Source organism: Tenacibaculum ascidiaceicola, from assembly GCF_047470925.1.
Taxonomy (GTDB): Bacteria; Bacteroidota; Bacteroidia; order Flavobacteriales; family Flavobacteriaceae; genus Polaribacter; species Polaribacter discolor.
The window spans coordinates 110,262-125,179 of record NZ_JAZKJP010000006.1 but is presented as its reverse complement, the minus strand read 5'-3'; the positions used below and the strand labels follow the sequence as shown (position 1 = coordinate 125,179).

The 14,918-nt window shown below is 31.3% G+C and carries 11 protein-coding genes and 1 tRNA gene; 9 read left to right on the top strand and 3 right to left on the bottom strand.

Annotated elements, in window-relative coordinates; genetic code table 11:
* A partial coding sequence (locus VBY68_RS07605) for a beta strand repeat-containing protein (RefSeq protein WP_415269371.1) occupies nucleotides 1-3,343 on the bottom strand: 3,343 nt, incomplete at its 3' end.
* 773 nt (nucleotides 3,344-4,116) lie between these two features.
* Here VBY68_RS07605 and VBY68_RS07600 point away from each other — a divergent pair.
* The 7 genes from VBY68_RS07600 to VBY68_RS07570 all read left to right on the top strand — a co-directional run bounded on the left by VBY68_RS07600 (nucleotide 4,117) and on the right by VBY68_RS07570 (nucleotide 10,790).
* Entirely contained in the window at nucleotides 4,117-4,740 is a 624-nt protein-coding gene (locus tag VBY68_RS07600) for a JAB domain-containing protein (RefSeq protein ID WP_125065974.1), read from the top strand.
* A gap of 546 nt (nucleotides 4,741-5,286) precedes the next feature.
* Nucleotides 5,287-6,195 (top strand): hypothetical protein, encoded by a 909-nt coding sequence (locus VBY68_RS07595; protein ID WP_125065973.1) that lies wholly within the window; start codon nucleotides 5,287-5,289, stop codon nucleotides 6,193-6,195.
* Between the two features lie 139 nt (nucleotides 6,196-6,334).
* Nucleotides 6,335-6,730 carry a hypothetical protein gene (locus VBY68_RS07590; RefSeq protein WP_099216675.1) on the top strand — a complete coding sequence of 132 codons (396 nt, stop codon included), beginning with the start codon at nucleotides 6,335-6,337 and terminating at the stop codon, nucleotides 6,728-6,730.
* Nucleotides 6,731-6,733: 3 nt separating this feature from the next.
* Nucleotides 6,734-7,471: a CsgE family curli-type amyloid fiber assembly protein gene (locus VBY68_RS07585; protein WP_415269370.1), complete on the top strand. Its 738-nt coding sequence runs from the start codon at nucleotides 6,734-6,736 to the stop codon at nucleotides 7,469-7,471.
* Between the two features lie 11 nt (nucleotides 7,472-7,482).
* Nucleotides 7,483-7,899, top strand: a complete 417-nt coding sequence (locus VBY68_RS07580) for a curli assembly protein CsgF (RefSeq protein WP_099216677.1) — start codon at nucleotides 7,483-7,485, stop codon at nucleotides 7,897-7,899.
* Between the two features lie 30 nt (nucleotides 7,900-7,929).
* Complete coding sequence (locus VBY68_RS07575; RefSeq protein ID WP_099216678.1) at nucleotides 7,930-9,279, top strand: CsgG/HfaB family protein; 1,350 nt, start codon at nucleotides 7,930-7,932, stop codon at nucleotides 9,277-9,279.
* Nucleotides 9,280-9,290: 11 nt separating this feature from the next.
* Nucleotides 9,291-10,790: a carboxypeptidase regulatory-like domain-containing protein gene (locus tag VBY68_RS07570; protein WP_099276387.1), complete on the top strand. Its 1,500-nt coding sequence runs from the start codon at nucleotides 9,291-9,293 to the stop codon at nucleotides 10,788-10,790.
* A gap of 866 nt (nucleotides 10,791-11,656) precedes the next feature.
* Here the strand turns inward: VBY68_RS07570 and VBY68_RS07565 are convergent.
* Together VBY68_RS07565 and VBY68_RS07560 are read right to left on the bottom strand one after the other, a co-directional pair.
* A tRNA-Ile gene (locus VBY68_RS07565) sits at nucleotides 11,657-11,730 on the bottom strand.
* A 53-nt stretch (nucleotides 11,731-11,783) separates the two neighbouring features.
* Nucleotides 11,784-12,755 (bottom strand): polyprenyl synthetase family protein, encoded by a 972-nt coding sequence (locus VBY68_RS07560; RefSeq protein ID WP_415269369.1) that lies wholly within the window; start codon nucleotides 12,753-12,755, stop codon nucleotides 11,784-11,786.
* A 126-nt stretch (nucleotides 12,756-12,881) separates the two neighbouring features.
* Here VBY68_RS07560 and VBY68_RS07555 point away from each other — a divergent pair, with 126 nt between their 5' ends.
* Together VBY68_RS07555 and VBY68_RS07550 are read left to right on the top strand one after the other, a co-directional pair.
* On the top strand, nucleotides 12,882-13,490 hold the full coding sequence (locus VBY68_RS07555; RefSeq protein WP_099215697.1) for a TetR/AcrR family transcriptional regulator: 609 nt from the start codon (nucleotides 12,882-12,884) through the stop codon (nucleotides 13,488-13,490).
* A 5-nt stretch (nucleotides 13,491-13,495) separates the two neighbouring features.
* Entirely contained in the window at nucleotides 13,496-14,908 is a 1,413-nt protein-coding gene (locus VBY68_RS07550; protein WP_164723429.1) for a TolC family protein, read from the top strand.
* Nucleotides 14,909-14,918: the final 10 nt, after the last annotated feature.

The window sequence follows — 14,918 nt, the reverse complement described above, 5'->3', positions numbered from 1 at the left end:
TATCGGTAGAACTCTCCCAACGGATGATGTTTCCTGTATGTCCACTTAGGGTAAGTGTTGTTGAGTTGGTTCCCGTACAGACATTGGTACTTCCCGCAATACTTCCACCTACCGAAGTAGGTATAATTGTAAGAGATACTTCATCTGAAGCTAAAGTCTGACAGGTATTAAGTGTACTTATTACTATTAATCTATATTTATTAGTGGAAGCTGTTATTGGTGGATTGGTTAAGGTTAATGAAGGGGTAGTTGCATTGCTATATATTCCTCCATTAGAAATACTATTCCAAGCTCCAATACCTGCTACTTGCTCTAGCCATTGATATACCAATCCTGTTGTAGTACTTGTACTACCACTGTAATCAGGATTTGTTCCTGGAGCGGTTCCTGTATAAGTAGTTGTACTTAAGGAGCTTGCTGCTGCTGTAAAAGTAACATTGCTTCCTAAACATATAGTACTATCACTTGGTTGTGTGTCTATTTGTATTTGAGTAGCAATTATTTCATTACCTGTGGTTTCTTGCCCTTGATCACTTCCTACATCTGCTGCTCCAGAAGCATTAACAAGGTTAGGCACTCCATTACTATCTATGCTTCCTTGAGATGCTATATCTATTCTTCCATTTCCGTCTAATTGACCAGAAGTAACATTTTCACTTGCTTCTATGGCATCGTAACATCCATCATTATCACTATCTAAATCTAAATGATTCGGAATTCCATCATTGTCGGAATCTAAAAAACCACCACATATTAGAGCTAAGTTGATAGGAGATTTTGTATTTCCAGATTTTAGATCAAGTTTTAATGATGTTGTGGTTGTTTTAATTTCCCAAACTTCAGACGCCGCAATAGCTCCTAACGCATCAAAGTTCAAAATTCCTCCGGAGTTAGAGTTAATAGTTAAATCACCATTTGGGTCAGCTACTGTAAATTCTCCTGTTGAAGTTAATTCCCAAGTATCTCCTGCATCAAAATTTCCAGTTATACCAACTTCATGCTTTAGAGAAACTGTCACTGGGGATGAAAAAGTAAAAGTTGCTGTTCCTCCTTGAGTAACTAAAATATCTCCATTAGCATTACCTTCGTCTACTGTACCTGTTGTAGTAATTGTTACATCTATTATTTTTTCTGTATCCTGATCATAATAACTTCCAGAGGTTAAGGTGCTTCCAATTCCTGTTAAATTTAATGGAGTTCCTGTACAAGCTAATGATTCTTCTGAGTCTAATATTCCATCATTATCATCATCTAGGTCTAGTCTATCGGCTATTCCATCACCATCAGGGTCTGTTCCTGATCCATTAATGGTAATTACTAAATTAGCTGTATCAGAAGACACACCGTCAGAAATTTCATAAAAAAAAGTGTCTGTTAATGTTTGACCTATAAGTAAGCCTGCTACTGCAGGGTTTGTAGTGTCAACAATATATTCATAGTCTCCATCTGAATTCATAACAATTGTACCGTAGGTTCCGGGGTATGAAGTGTTAAGGTTGGCGGCGTTTAGATTACCTAAAGTAGTACCAAGTCTTATGGTAGTAACAGAGCCAGAACCTTGCCAATAAATATCTGAAACACCAGCAATTTGCTCAAGAGGATCAGGGTCTGTAACATTAGGTCCATAATTATAACTTAACCGCAATTGGTTGATTGGTTGTTCAAAAAACACATTAATATTCCCTGTAGCATCACTAGGTATAGCATTACCTATTCCATAAAAAGTATTTCCTCCTGTATCTACTACTCCTCCAGTTGTGACATATTTGTATGTGGCATTTACTCCATCTAATGCTCCTTCAATTTTTATTTGATCTTGCCATGAACTTCCCTGAGAAAAATCGATATCTGTCAATAAAAAACCTAAATTGAATACTGGTTGATCAAAGTCTATGACTAAAACAGTGTCGTCAGTGGGATTAGTCGTACCATCTATATTGTATAATAAATAACCAGTATGACCTCCGTTGGTAGTATAGTCTACCGATTGATTAAAGGATGTGCCAAATCCACCTGGGTCTAAGGTTGTAAATGAGAGACCTACACCGTCGACAGTTTTAGATTTTCCATCGACAGTTTCTCCGCTTGTAAAATTACTTTCCCAAAATAATGTTGATAAACCTCTGTCTACAGTATCAGAACCTCCTGTGCCTGGGTCTATAATTACATTCCCTGTGGCACTTGCATCAATAAAAGCAGTTAGAGAGTCGGTATTGTCAATAGCATCAGGAGCTTCATCTACACCGTTAATTGTTATAGTTAATATACCGTAGTCTTTTATTCCTAAAGCATCGGCAACAGTGTATGAAATTATATCATCTAAGTTTTCTCCGTTTCTTAAACCAGTAACAGAAGCATTTGTTTCATCAACATCATAAGTATAAGTACCATTTGCTTGTATTGTAATTGTACCATATAATGTGGTATATGTGTTATTAACCATAGATGGGTAGACGTCTACTTCGGTAACAGATATTGCTGTTGAACCAGAATCATTTGCCAAAACATTGCCCGTGACTGTCCCTGTAGAGTTTGCTGAGATACTATTGGTTTCATCAACAACAGTTGGCGGTGTTGTATAAACTCTTATTATAGTTTGTGCAGTTGTAAAGTCTCCATTAGTGTCAAAAATAGTAACATCCATTGTTCGTACTCCGTCTGTATAAGGGCTTTGTAAGTCTCCATAAAACAAAGTTGATAAAAATGTTTCGAATTCAGAGTTCGCAATTGGATTACCTGAGGTTTCCGTTATATTGAAAGAAGTGTTTGTTAATTGGGTTATTTGTATTGTAGCCCCCCCTATGGTATAAGTAAATGGACCGGAAACAGGTACTTGTAACCATAATAAGTCAAAACCTCCTCCATTATTAATAGCTAACAATTCACCAGAGGGAAAGTCAACAATACCTGAAAAATTTAGGGTTGCACTTAAAACCCCCGCATCTGTTGTGACCTGTGGGTTTACTGTTACAGGGAACACATTAGAAGTTGTTGGTTGTAGCTGAAAATCATAATTATTTCCAGGGGTTATGTTATTTAAGTCTAAAGCAGGAGCAGCCATCATCATGTTAAAAGAAGAAGAGGAAGATTTTTGTCTTGTTCTACTTTTATTGGCTGTTGTTATTTTTTCTGTGAAGAAAGAGTTGGTTATGGAGCTTAGAGGATTACCCGAAGAATTTAGCTTATTGTCTTGCAGTGGTTTGTATGATAAAATTTTGTTAAGGTTGCCTTTTTTTAGTTTGTCTTTTACAGATACTTGACCATTAATAGTTATAGTAAATGTTAATAAAATTATATATAGTATGCTATTATATATATTATAGTAAGGGAGCTTATTTTTCATATAAAGCTAATTTTTATTTAAAACAGAGTATGATACAAATACAGAATTGTAATTATATATTAACCATATTGATGGTGTAAATTATGTGTAAATTGAATACAAAAACTATATAAAAACATATTAGAGTGTTTTTATAGTTAGTTGTGGTTTATAATTACGTTAAATTTGTATGGATATATTTTAGAGTAAATCCCACAAACTGTTTGAAAGGATTGAAAAAACTCATTAAATATATTTTGTAATTTTTTTGAGAGCTTAGTAACTACCTCTTTTTTAAAAGTAGAGGTCTGAGTTTTACATAGGAGAATGATAAAACCTAATGTGAATTTTACGTTAGATTTGAGAGAATAAAGGTGTTTCATAATTGGGAGACTTGGATTTAGTTTATACTTGTAATACTGTTATTTCATCTATAATTTCATTTAATGAGACAATTTAAAGGGAGCTATCGCTAAAAAAAATATTTTTAATAATTCAGTATAAATATATAAAAAAAATTAACATTTTTTTATGTTTTTTATAAGAGAGGAATTTACTAATAGAGCTGATACTATTATACACAGTATTTAAAGCATTATTAATGAACATAATTTACAATAAAAAGAAGCTTTTCGAGAAATACTATTACTTACGAGTAGTCTGAGTAACAATTAATGAAATAATCGAAATTTGTCTATTGAGGTTGCTAAACATAAAAAAGCTATGCCCTAGTGAGGTTAGACAGTTTTTAGAAGTGTATGATTTGTAAACAATAAAATCTTACATTTGTTTTTATGGACATAAAATTGACAGAACAAGAGAAGATAAAGATTCTAAATTCCGATGATATTTACGGAATTATGCAACGCATTTTATTAAGAGATAATAAAATAGACCAAAATCGTGAGCACTTTTGGGTTATTGGTTTAGCAAATAACAACCGTATTCTTTTTATTGAGCTAATAAGTTTAGGAACTGTCAATGCAACCTTGGTAGAGCCTATGGAGGTATTTAGCTTTGCGCTGCAAAAAAGAGCTGTTAAAATCATATTATGTCATAATCATCCTAGTGGGGAATTAAAACCTTCTGAGGCTGATAAAGATATTTCTGACCGTTTAATACAAGTAGGTATTATTGTAGATACCGAAGTGGTAGACCACCTTATAATATCCGACAAAAGCTATCTAAGTTTTGAAGATACTGGATTACTAGACGAACTTAAAAAAAGCACTAAATATGTACCTAAATATGTGTTAGAACAGCGTCTAAAAAAAGAAGCTGCTGAAATAGCTGAAAAGAAAAAAGCCATTGAAATTGCTAAAGCTTTTAAAAGAAGCGGATTAGATAACGAGTTAATTGCTAAAAACACAGGTCTTACGATTGAAGAAGTAAAAAAACTACGAGTGAAAAGGTCGTAAAACAAATTTCTAATTATAAGGTAACAAAATTAATTCGTTAATACTTTTATTTTCCCTAATCAGACTAATCGAATAAAGTAAAGAAGCAAAAAGACAAATACTACTTAACAAGAAATAAAAAACTTTTGTTTATTAGATAAAGTAACTTATTTTAAAGAAGAAAATACATTAAAAAAAAGGGGGATTCTCCCCTTTTTTTAAATTAAGGATAAAGAAATGTAAAGCTAAAGGCTACGTTTATAGCGTGTTTTTGGCTTCTCTTATTCACTTTTTTTAAAAGTAAAGAAATCTTTATTGGTTTTTGAAACTGAAAAAATCGTATATTAGCTACGTTTAAACAGACAAACTATATATAGTTTCTTACAGTTTTATTTTAAACTGATGGATGTAATCACGGTTATCAAACTAACCTTTGCATTTTACCCCATAATTTTATCTTACCCTTATTTACTAGCATTCTCCCACAATAAGCATCATTACTATTTGTATGCTTGTCGTAGATAGAGTATGCTAAAAATTAACTAACGTATTTTAAAATTATCTATTATGAAAAATTTTTTATTAGCAGCTATTTTTTTAGCTTCAGGAACAGCTTTTGCACAGTTCGCTAATCCATTACCAACACCTAAAGCTAATTGTCTTGGATGTTCAGTTTCGCAAGTAGGACCTTCCTATGGAAATAGAGGAGCCGTAATTAACACAAGTTATGTAGATCAAACAGGACATATGAATGACGCAAGTGTTGTTCAAACCGGAGTTGGAAACCTGTCTAAAATTGATCAAGATGGTCAGAATCAAGGGTTTTCAGGAGGTTTGGGAAATGAAGCTACTGTATATCAAAGAGGAAGAAAGAACGAAACCGACATTAAACAACATGGAGATTATAACTCTGGTTTTGTAAATCAAGTAGGATATAAAAACTATGCACAACAAGATGTTGGTGTAGGTTGGGCAGAAAACAACAGAGCTTATGCTTATCAAACAGGACGTCAAAACACTTCTATTCAAAAACAACGTTATGATAATAATGTAGCTATTGTAGCACAATCAGGTAGAAGAAACTTTGCTCATCAAGATCAAAGCACAGGAACTAATGGTGCGCCAGGAAGTGTAGCGGGTATTTTACAAATTGGTAATTATAATAAAGCTAAACAAGTTCAAAGAGGTAGCTTTAATATAGATGGTATTGCTCAGTTTGGCAACGGAAATGTAGCTTCTACAAATCAATCTTCAAATGGAGGTTTAAATATTTCTGGTATTGCACAAACAGGTTGGGGTAACAAAGCTTGCGTTGATCAAAATGCAGATGCAGGGATTAACTTAAGTTTAATTAGTCAATTTGGTGTAGAAAATCATGCTTCTGTTATTCAAGATGCACAAGGTTCTGGAAATGCTAGTTTTATTGGACAGGCAGGTTACATGAACAAAGCTTGTGTTGAACAAACAGGATTATAAACTTTTAATTAAGCAACAAAGATAAGGGAGAATGGGAGGGTTTTCTTTTCCTCTCCCTTATTAATAAGAAACTAAAGTAATGATGCGAAGGATAAAAATGACATTGTGTATAATCCTATTAATATTTAGTTTAAAAGCTATGACACAACAAAATACATCTACTTACTTTGTGTCTGTACCTCAAATAGGAAGTGATGCTTCTTTTCTGGTTTTAGAAAAAAATATTAACTCATTAAATAATTTACAAGATTATGATAAATCGATTGATAATTATGATTTGTCAGTAAATCAGTTAGGAGTTAATAATGTTGTAGAAGTAAAAAACGGAATGAATGACATACAGTTGATAGGGCAAAAAGGTAGAGATAACTATTATAATTTTATAGATTATTATAATAATTCACCAACAAAAATAAATGCTCTTCAAGAAGGTAATGCAAACTCATTGCTTATTTATGGAACAAACTCTTTGATGGAAAATGTAAAAATCATTCAAAAATCTAATTATAAAACAATTATAGTTAGGAATTATTAAAAAATGTTAAGGTTTATTTTTTTTAGAAACGTTTTAAAATATGTCACTCTATTTTTACTGTGTACAACTACAAGCTTTGCACAAGAAATAAGCAATGTTAAAGCTAAAATACTTATTCTTAAAAAAGATAATTTTATAACTGTAAAAGCAGAAGCTGAAAACGAAGGAGTGTTGTTTAAAGATGAGCTTAATTATAACTTATTAGTACTAAAGAAGAATAAAGAAGGAAACTATTCTAACAATAAACAATCGGGAGAATTTTCTTTAAAACCTAACGAGAAAAAAGAGCTTTCAGTAATAAGATTGAGTTTAAACCCTGATGAAGAATTAAGAGCTTATTTATTTATAAAGCACAGGGAAAAATTGATAGATAAAGACACTCTAGTAATAATACCTAAAAAGGTAGGCGTGATAAATAAAGAAAAAATAGATGAGTCTAATTTTGTATTAAAAGGATTGGTTATTGAAGAAGCAATAACAAAAATAGGAAAAGACTTTTATGATTTTTTTTATCAAGAGTATCTGCTCTCAGGCTTAAAATATCCTTTTATCATAAAAATAAAAGAAAAACCAGGATTAAGAAGAACTACAGTTTTAATTATTGAAGCTGATGATAAAAAGATTTTTGAGTTCATGATTATGCCAGGAGAAGATTTTCTTAAGCGAGCTGTTAAAGCATCTTTGGTAAGATTAAGTAGTTATTCAAAACAGAGAAACACATTATTAAGTTATAAAATTTAAAAAAGTGAATTATGAAAATAGCAACCAAACTTATAACAATAGTTTTTTTTTTACTAAGCTCATTTGCTTTTTCACAAGAACTAGTTTATAAACCGGTAAATCCATTTTTTGGAGGAAATAATCCATTTGGATATCAGCAAATTTTGGCTTCAGCTAATGCACAAAACGACTTTCAAGAAGAAGGGCAAGATCCTTTTCAACAACCTTCAGATTTAGAGAATTTTACAAATAGCTTAAACAGGCAATTACTAAATTCATTGTCGCAAGACCTATTTCAAGAACAGTTTGGAGATCAAGGATTAACTGTAGGAACTTACGTGTTTGGATCTTTAGTAGTAGAAGTTACACCTACAAGTGGAGGGTTATCAGTGAATATTTTAAACACACAAACTGGTGAACAAACACAAATAATAATACCAAACAATTAAAATAAAACGATTAACTATAACTTAAATTTTATGAGAAAACTATTACTCAAATTATTGTTCTCTTTATTAAGTTTTATCTTGTTTTCTAGTTGTGGAGCATACCTTAATCAGCCATTTCAAACAACGAATGCTAGAATAGGAGAAAACACCTCTTTTCAAAACGATTTAATTAAAAACATTCAACCTGTCGAAAAAATAATCGTAGGAGTTTATAAATTTAGAGATCAAACAGGACAATACAAGCCTACTGAAAACGGTTCTACATTTAGTACTGCGGTAACGCAAGGAGGTACATCAATTTTATTAAAATCATTAGAAGAATCAAAATGGTTTACTCCAATAGAAAGAGAAAATATCGCTAACTTATTAAATGAACGACAAATAATAAGGTCAACAAGGCAAGAATATCAAGGAGTTAACTCTACAAAAATGCCACCATTACTTTTTGCTGGAATCATTTTAGAAGGAGGTGTGGTTTCTTATGATTCTAATATTATTACAGGAGGTTCAGGAGTTCGATATTTTGGAGCGGGAGCATCTAATCAATATAGACAAGACAGAATAACCGTTTATTTAAGAGCCGTATCTACATCAAACGGACAAATTTTAAAAAATATTTACGTATCAAAAACAGTACTCTCTCAAGGAATTTCAGCAAACTTATATAGATATGTTTCTTTAAGAAGGTTGTTAGAAGTAGAAACTGGAGTAACCAAAAATGAACCTATGCAATTAGCTGTAAAAGAAGCTATAGATAAAGCAGTCGAACAGTTGATTATAGAAGGTGTTGTAGATGGTTTATGGACTCCTCAAGGAGGTAATACGGTTGTTAATCTCTTTAAAAAAGAATATTTAAAAGAAAAAAATGAAGCAGATAATACTTTATTATTTAATAGAAAACAAGAAAAAAGAAGGGCTACCAATTCAATGAGTGTTATGGGAGGAACTTCAATAATTTCTGGTGATTATTCAAATCCAGTTGCAAGGTTTGGGTTTGACTTAAAATATAGGTACTTTTTTAAGGATCCAAGATTTAGTTTCGGAGGAAGTATAGGGAAGTTTTCACTAGAAAATGAAAGGTCTTTTGAAAATACATTTTTAACATCAAGTCTATTTTTAGAATACAATATGTTGCCTTATGATAGGTTAACACCTTATGCGTATGTTGGGATTGGATCGGTTTTAGAAAAAAACCTAGATAACCCTATGTTTAAATTTCAGTATGGTCTGGGATTAGAGTATTTAATAACCAATAAAATAGGTTTAACTCTTTATGGAGAAAACTATCTTTTAAGCTCAGATAATTTAGATAAGTTAGTTAGAGGAAAAAGAAACGATTTTATTTGGAGAATAGGAGCAGGTATAAATGTTTATTTTTAAGAAAAAAAGTAATGAAAAGCATAATAAAAATAACAATACTTTTAATGTGTGTAACCTTATTTAACTGTAGTGAAGATACTGTGGATTTTGTTGAATTTGGTACTATTAAAGGGCGTGTAGTTAAAAAGAGAAGTTTTGAACCAATAGCTAATGCTAAAATAACATTGTCACCAACCAATAATACAACTTTTACAGATGAAGATGGTTACTTTTTAATGGAGGATGTACCAGCACAAGACTACTCTGTAAGCGCAACTAAAGAAGGGTATTTAACAGGTTTTGAACCTGTAGGTTTAGGAGCAGAAACAGAAATTAATGTAGTTTTTGAATTAGATATCGAAACCGCTTTAAACGACCCGCCAACTGCGCCAGAATTAAGAGCTCCAGTTAATGGGATAGAAGATGTAAATAACACGGTAGAGTTAAGCTTTAAATCAACTGATCCAGATGAAGATGAAATAACATACAGAATAGAAGTTAAAAATGACTTAAATAATGATGTAATATCTTTTGAAAATATAAAAGACACTTTGTATACAGTAACCGATTTAAAATTTGGAGTAAAATATTTTTGGCAAGTTGCTGCTTCAGATAATATTAATGCAGAAGTATTAAGTACTGTAAGTACGTTTAAAGTGACATCAACACCTGATAATAGATACTTTTACACAAAACAAGAAGCAGGAAATAATGTTATTTACTCAGGAGATTATATCAACGAAGCACCAATAAATGAACTTTTGTTAACTTCCCCAACCACAAACTCTTGGAGACCTAGAAAAAATTCAGCAGCGAATTTGGTTGCCTTCTTACGGACAGACAATAACGAAACTCACATTTATACAATGAATACAGATGGTTCAGATGTTCAAAAAGTTACTTCTAATGTTCCTGTAGTTGCGTTTGATTTAAACGAAGTCGATTTCTCTTGGTCTTCAAACGGAGATCGAATCATATATCCGCATTACGATAAATTATATTTGATAAATAAAGATGGAAGCGGTTTACAGCAAATATATCAAACAATAGATGGTAATTACATTACTGAATGCGATTGGAGTAATGATGAATCTAAAATAGCACTGAAAACCAATAATACAAGTGGGTATAATGTACAAATCTATACGATTGATATGACAGGAAATATAATTGACACTGTTTTAACAGGAGTACAAGGTGGTGCAGGAGGAATTAATTTTACAATAGATGGAAGCTCGCTGTTATACACTAGAGATGTTTCTGAATATGAATCGAGTAATTATAGACTACTAAATAGTCATATCTTTTTATATGAGTTTGCTACGGCAGAAGTTACTGATTTATCAGAAGGAAAAGCTAATGGAACAAATGATTTAGACCCACGCTTATCACCTAATGAGGCTGAAATTATCTTTGTGAATACATCCAATGATGGAATTTCCACAAGAACAATTTATAAAGTACCTTTTAGTGAAGGGTCTACAACAAGAACAGCATTGTTTGAAAATGCTACAATGCCAGATTGGGAGTAAAAGAGAACTAACAATTACTGAGAGAGCGAGCGTTAAAAACGTTCGCTTTTTTCTTGGTTAAAACTTAATAATAGTAATATTTTATCATTGATTATAAAAAGAAATGAAGAATTGATTACTGGTTTTAAAAGAGTTTGGGATAATTATTATTTTAATTGGAGGTGAAATTGCTTTTGCTATTGAAGTTAAGGAGTTTTTTGGGTTTGATAATTAATTTAATGTTAGTATTAGAAAATTAAGGAGAAGTAAAAGCAAATAATTCAATTTAAAAAACATCTATTTTTAACTAACACTTACTTACAACAAATCACCACAAAACTTACCCTTAAAAAAACAAAACACTATTAATTAGTTGATTAAAATTGCTTTTGTGATCCAGAGAGTTTCCGTTATCAAAGAAAAAAGTGTGTTTGTAGCTCTGCGAAAAAGATATTGACAGACTTTTAATCATGATTTTATAACGATAAAAAATTAGAAGATTGTAGAGATATAGTTATTATTGGTTTTTGGGTAGGTTTAAGAGTCTCTGACTTTCTTAACTTACTTGAAATTAACACGGATGATGAATTTATAACTGTTCAACATAAAAAGACAAAAAACTCATCCGGGATTAAAGAGGTTACTCCTTTAGACCATAAAATAGAAGGAGTAATTAATAAAAGAGGAATGCTAAGAATGATAACAGATGTAAAACCTTAATTTGTGATGCTTTTTGGAAAAAGAATAATGGATAGGGGTGGTTAATTTAAAAAATAAAGAAGCGAAACTAAAAAGGGTAAGGTGTTTATTTATATTTTTTCTTTCCCCTCTGCTTTCCTTGTTAAAAAACAAACCCTTGAAAATCAACATTTTCAAGGGTTTAAAAGTGGTCCCACATGGGCTCGAACCATGGACCCCCTGATTATGAGTCAGGTGCTCTAACCAACTGAGCTATAGGACCCGTTAAATTTGGATTGCAAAAATAAAAACTTTTTTAAATAAAAACCTATTTTTTTACACTTTTCTGCTCATTAAATTTTTACCAAAAGCACGTAAACCTTCTTTGTGTTTATCAGAAATGTTAAGATGATTTAAGCTTTCAAACGACTTATCTGTATAGTACTCAATGAGTTTGTGTGTCTCTTCAGGTATGTTATTCTCCTTAAAAATAGTCGAAACAGTGGCTATTTTTTCAGTGTTATTTTTTTGTTTTCCGTTATAAAGATTTAATAAATCTTCTTTGTCAGCACCATTTGCTACTTCTAAAGCCTTTAAATAAAGGTATGTTTTCTTATTTTCGATAATATCTCCACCAACTTGTTTACCAAAAGATTCAGGATCGCCAAAAGTGTCTAAGTAATCATCTTGTAACTGGAAAGCAATTCCTAGGTTTAATCCATAGTTGTATAAGTGTTGAGCTTGTTCTTCATCAGCTTTCGCAACGATAGCACCCATTTTTAAAGCAGCAGCAACTAAAACAGAGGTTTTTAATGTAATCATCTTAATGTATTCATCAATAGTTACATCATTTCTAGTTTCAAAATCAACATCTAATTGCTGACCGTCACAAACCTCTAAAGCAGTTTTGCTAAATAATTGTGCTAGTTTTTGGAAAATTTCAGGTTCATAGTTTTCAAAGTATTGATATGCTAGAATAAGCATAGCATCACCTGATAAAATTCCTGTATTTATATTCCATTTTTCATGAACAGTTTCCTTTCCTCTTCTTAAAGGAGCATCATCCATTATGTCATCGTGCACTAAAGTAAAGTTATGAAAAACTTCTACAGCAAATGCAGCTGGTAATGCTTTCTCATAATCGTTTGAAAAAACATCAGCAGCAATTAAGGTTAGTATCGGTCTAATTCTTTTACCGCCTAATCTTAGTATGTAGTCTACTGGTTCGTAAAGGTTTTTAGGCTCTCTTGAAAATTTTTGAGATTCTAAAAAAGTTATAAAGTCTGATTGATATGATAATATGTCCAAATTTGAAAATTTTTGTAAAAATAAGGTAAAGATAAATTTTAACTATAAGGTAATGTTAAAAAAAGATTAAAACTCTGGAAACTTTTTTTGTTTCTAGAGTTTCCTGTTGTACATTTGCAAACAATTATGAGAGATAAAATAATTAATAAAGCAGGTGAAATGTTTTTAACCCTTGGGTTTAAAAGCACTACGATGGATGATATTGCAAAAGAACTTGGAATGTCTAAAAAAACATTATACAAGTACTTTTCAAATAAAACAGCTTTGGTAGATGCCAGTACAGAATCGGTTCATAATACAATTAGCGAAACGATTGACACAGTGAAAAGCCAAAACTATAATGCAGTTGAAGAAGAGTTTGCAGTGAAAGCAATTTTTAAAGAAATGTTTAAAAATGCAAAAACTTCACCAATGTATCAATTAAAAAAGTACTACCCGGAAACGTACACAAAACTAATAGAACGAGAGGTGTGTATGTTTAGAGACTGCAACATAGACAACTTAAAAAAAGGAGTTGAACAAGGTTTGTACAGAGCAAATATAAAAGGAGACCTTTTAGTCAATTTTTATTTCACACTCGTTTTTGGTGTATTTGAAAGTGAATTATACAGCAACGACATGCAAGAGGTTATGGAAATTGAATATGAAATTTTAGAATATCATATCAGAGCGATAGCAACTCAGAAAGGAGTAGAAGAATTAGAGAAACAATTAAGAAAAATAAATAAAAACTAAAAACAATGAGGAAATACATATATGGTGTATTTGTGTTCTTTTTTACAGGGTATATCATTGCTCAAGAAAAAGAAATGAGTTTGTCAATGCAAGAAGCAATTGATTATGCTATAAAAAACAGTTACGACAATAAAGTGTCCTTAAACGATATAGAAGCAGCTAAAAAGAAAAAGTGGGAAACTACCACTATTGGTTTGCCACAAATTAATGGTAAAGTAGAGTATCAAAACTGGATAAAACAGCAAGTGTCTTTACTACCTGTTGCAGCTTTTGATAATACTCAAAGTACAATAGATATTGTTGAAGAATATTTTGATGGGGTTATAAGAAATGGTAATGAAGTAACAACACCAACGGGTTTTATTCCTTTAAGATTTGGAACAAAACAAACAATGAATGCATCAGTAACGTTATCTCAGTTAATTTTTGATGGTTCGTATTTGGTAGGGTTACAATCAGCAAAAACATATTTGAAAATCTCTGAGCAAGCAAAAGAAAAAACAGAATTAGCAACACGTGAAGCTGTTATTAATGCTTATGGAAATGTATTAGTTACAGAAAAATCAATTGAGATTTTAGAGAACAATAAAAAAGTACTAGAGAAAAACTTGAATGAAACTCAAAAAACTTATGATAACGGGTTAACAGAGTTAGAAAATGTAGAACAATTACAAATCACTCTAGGTAATGTTGAAAGTAACTTAAGAAATGCTGAACGATTAAAAGAAATAGCATATCAAATGTTGAATGTTTCTTTAGGAAACTCAATTGAAACTAAACTAACATTAACCTCTACATTAGATAATTTAGTTGTTGATAACACCGACTTAAGTTTGTTAGCTACACAATTTAATATTGATAACCATATTGATTTTAAAATAGCTCAAAACGACAGAGAAAGTAAGCGTTTATTAATGAAGTTAGAACAAAGTAAAGCTTTACCTAGTTTATCAGCATTTATAAACTATGGAGCAAATGCTAACTCAGACGATTTTAACTTTTTAGATAGTAATCAAAAATGGTTTGATTACTCTTTGTTTGGGGTAAGTTTAAATGTGCCTATTTTCAGTTCTTTTGGAAGAAGTTCTAGAACAGCACAAGCAAAAATAGCATTAGAAAATGCAGATATCCGATTAGAAGAAGCAAAGCAAAAACTAAACTTACAGGTAGAGAGAGCTAAAAGTGAGTATCAATTAGGAATTGAAAACTACGAAACAGCTAAGAAAAATTTAGCGTTAGCTGAGCGAATAGAAAAAAAGCAACAAGTAAAGTTTTTTGAAGGGATTTCTTCAAGTTTTGATTTGCTACAAGCACAAAATCAGTTATACACGCAGCAAAACAATTACGTACAATCAATGTTAAACGTAATTGCTAAAAAAGCACAATTAGAAAACGCATTAAACATACCACTAAAATAAAATCAACTAT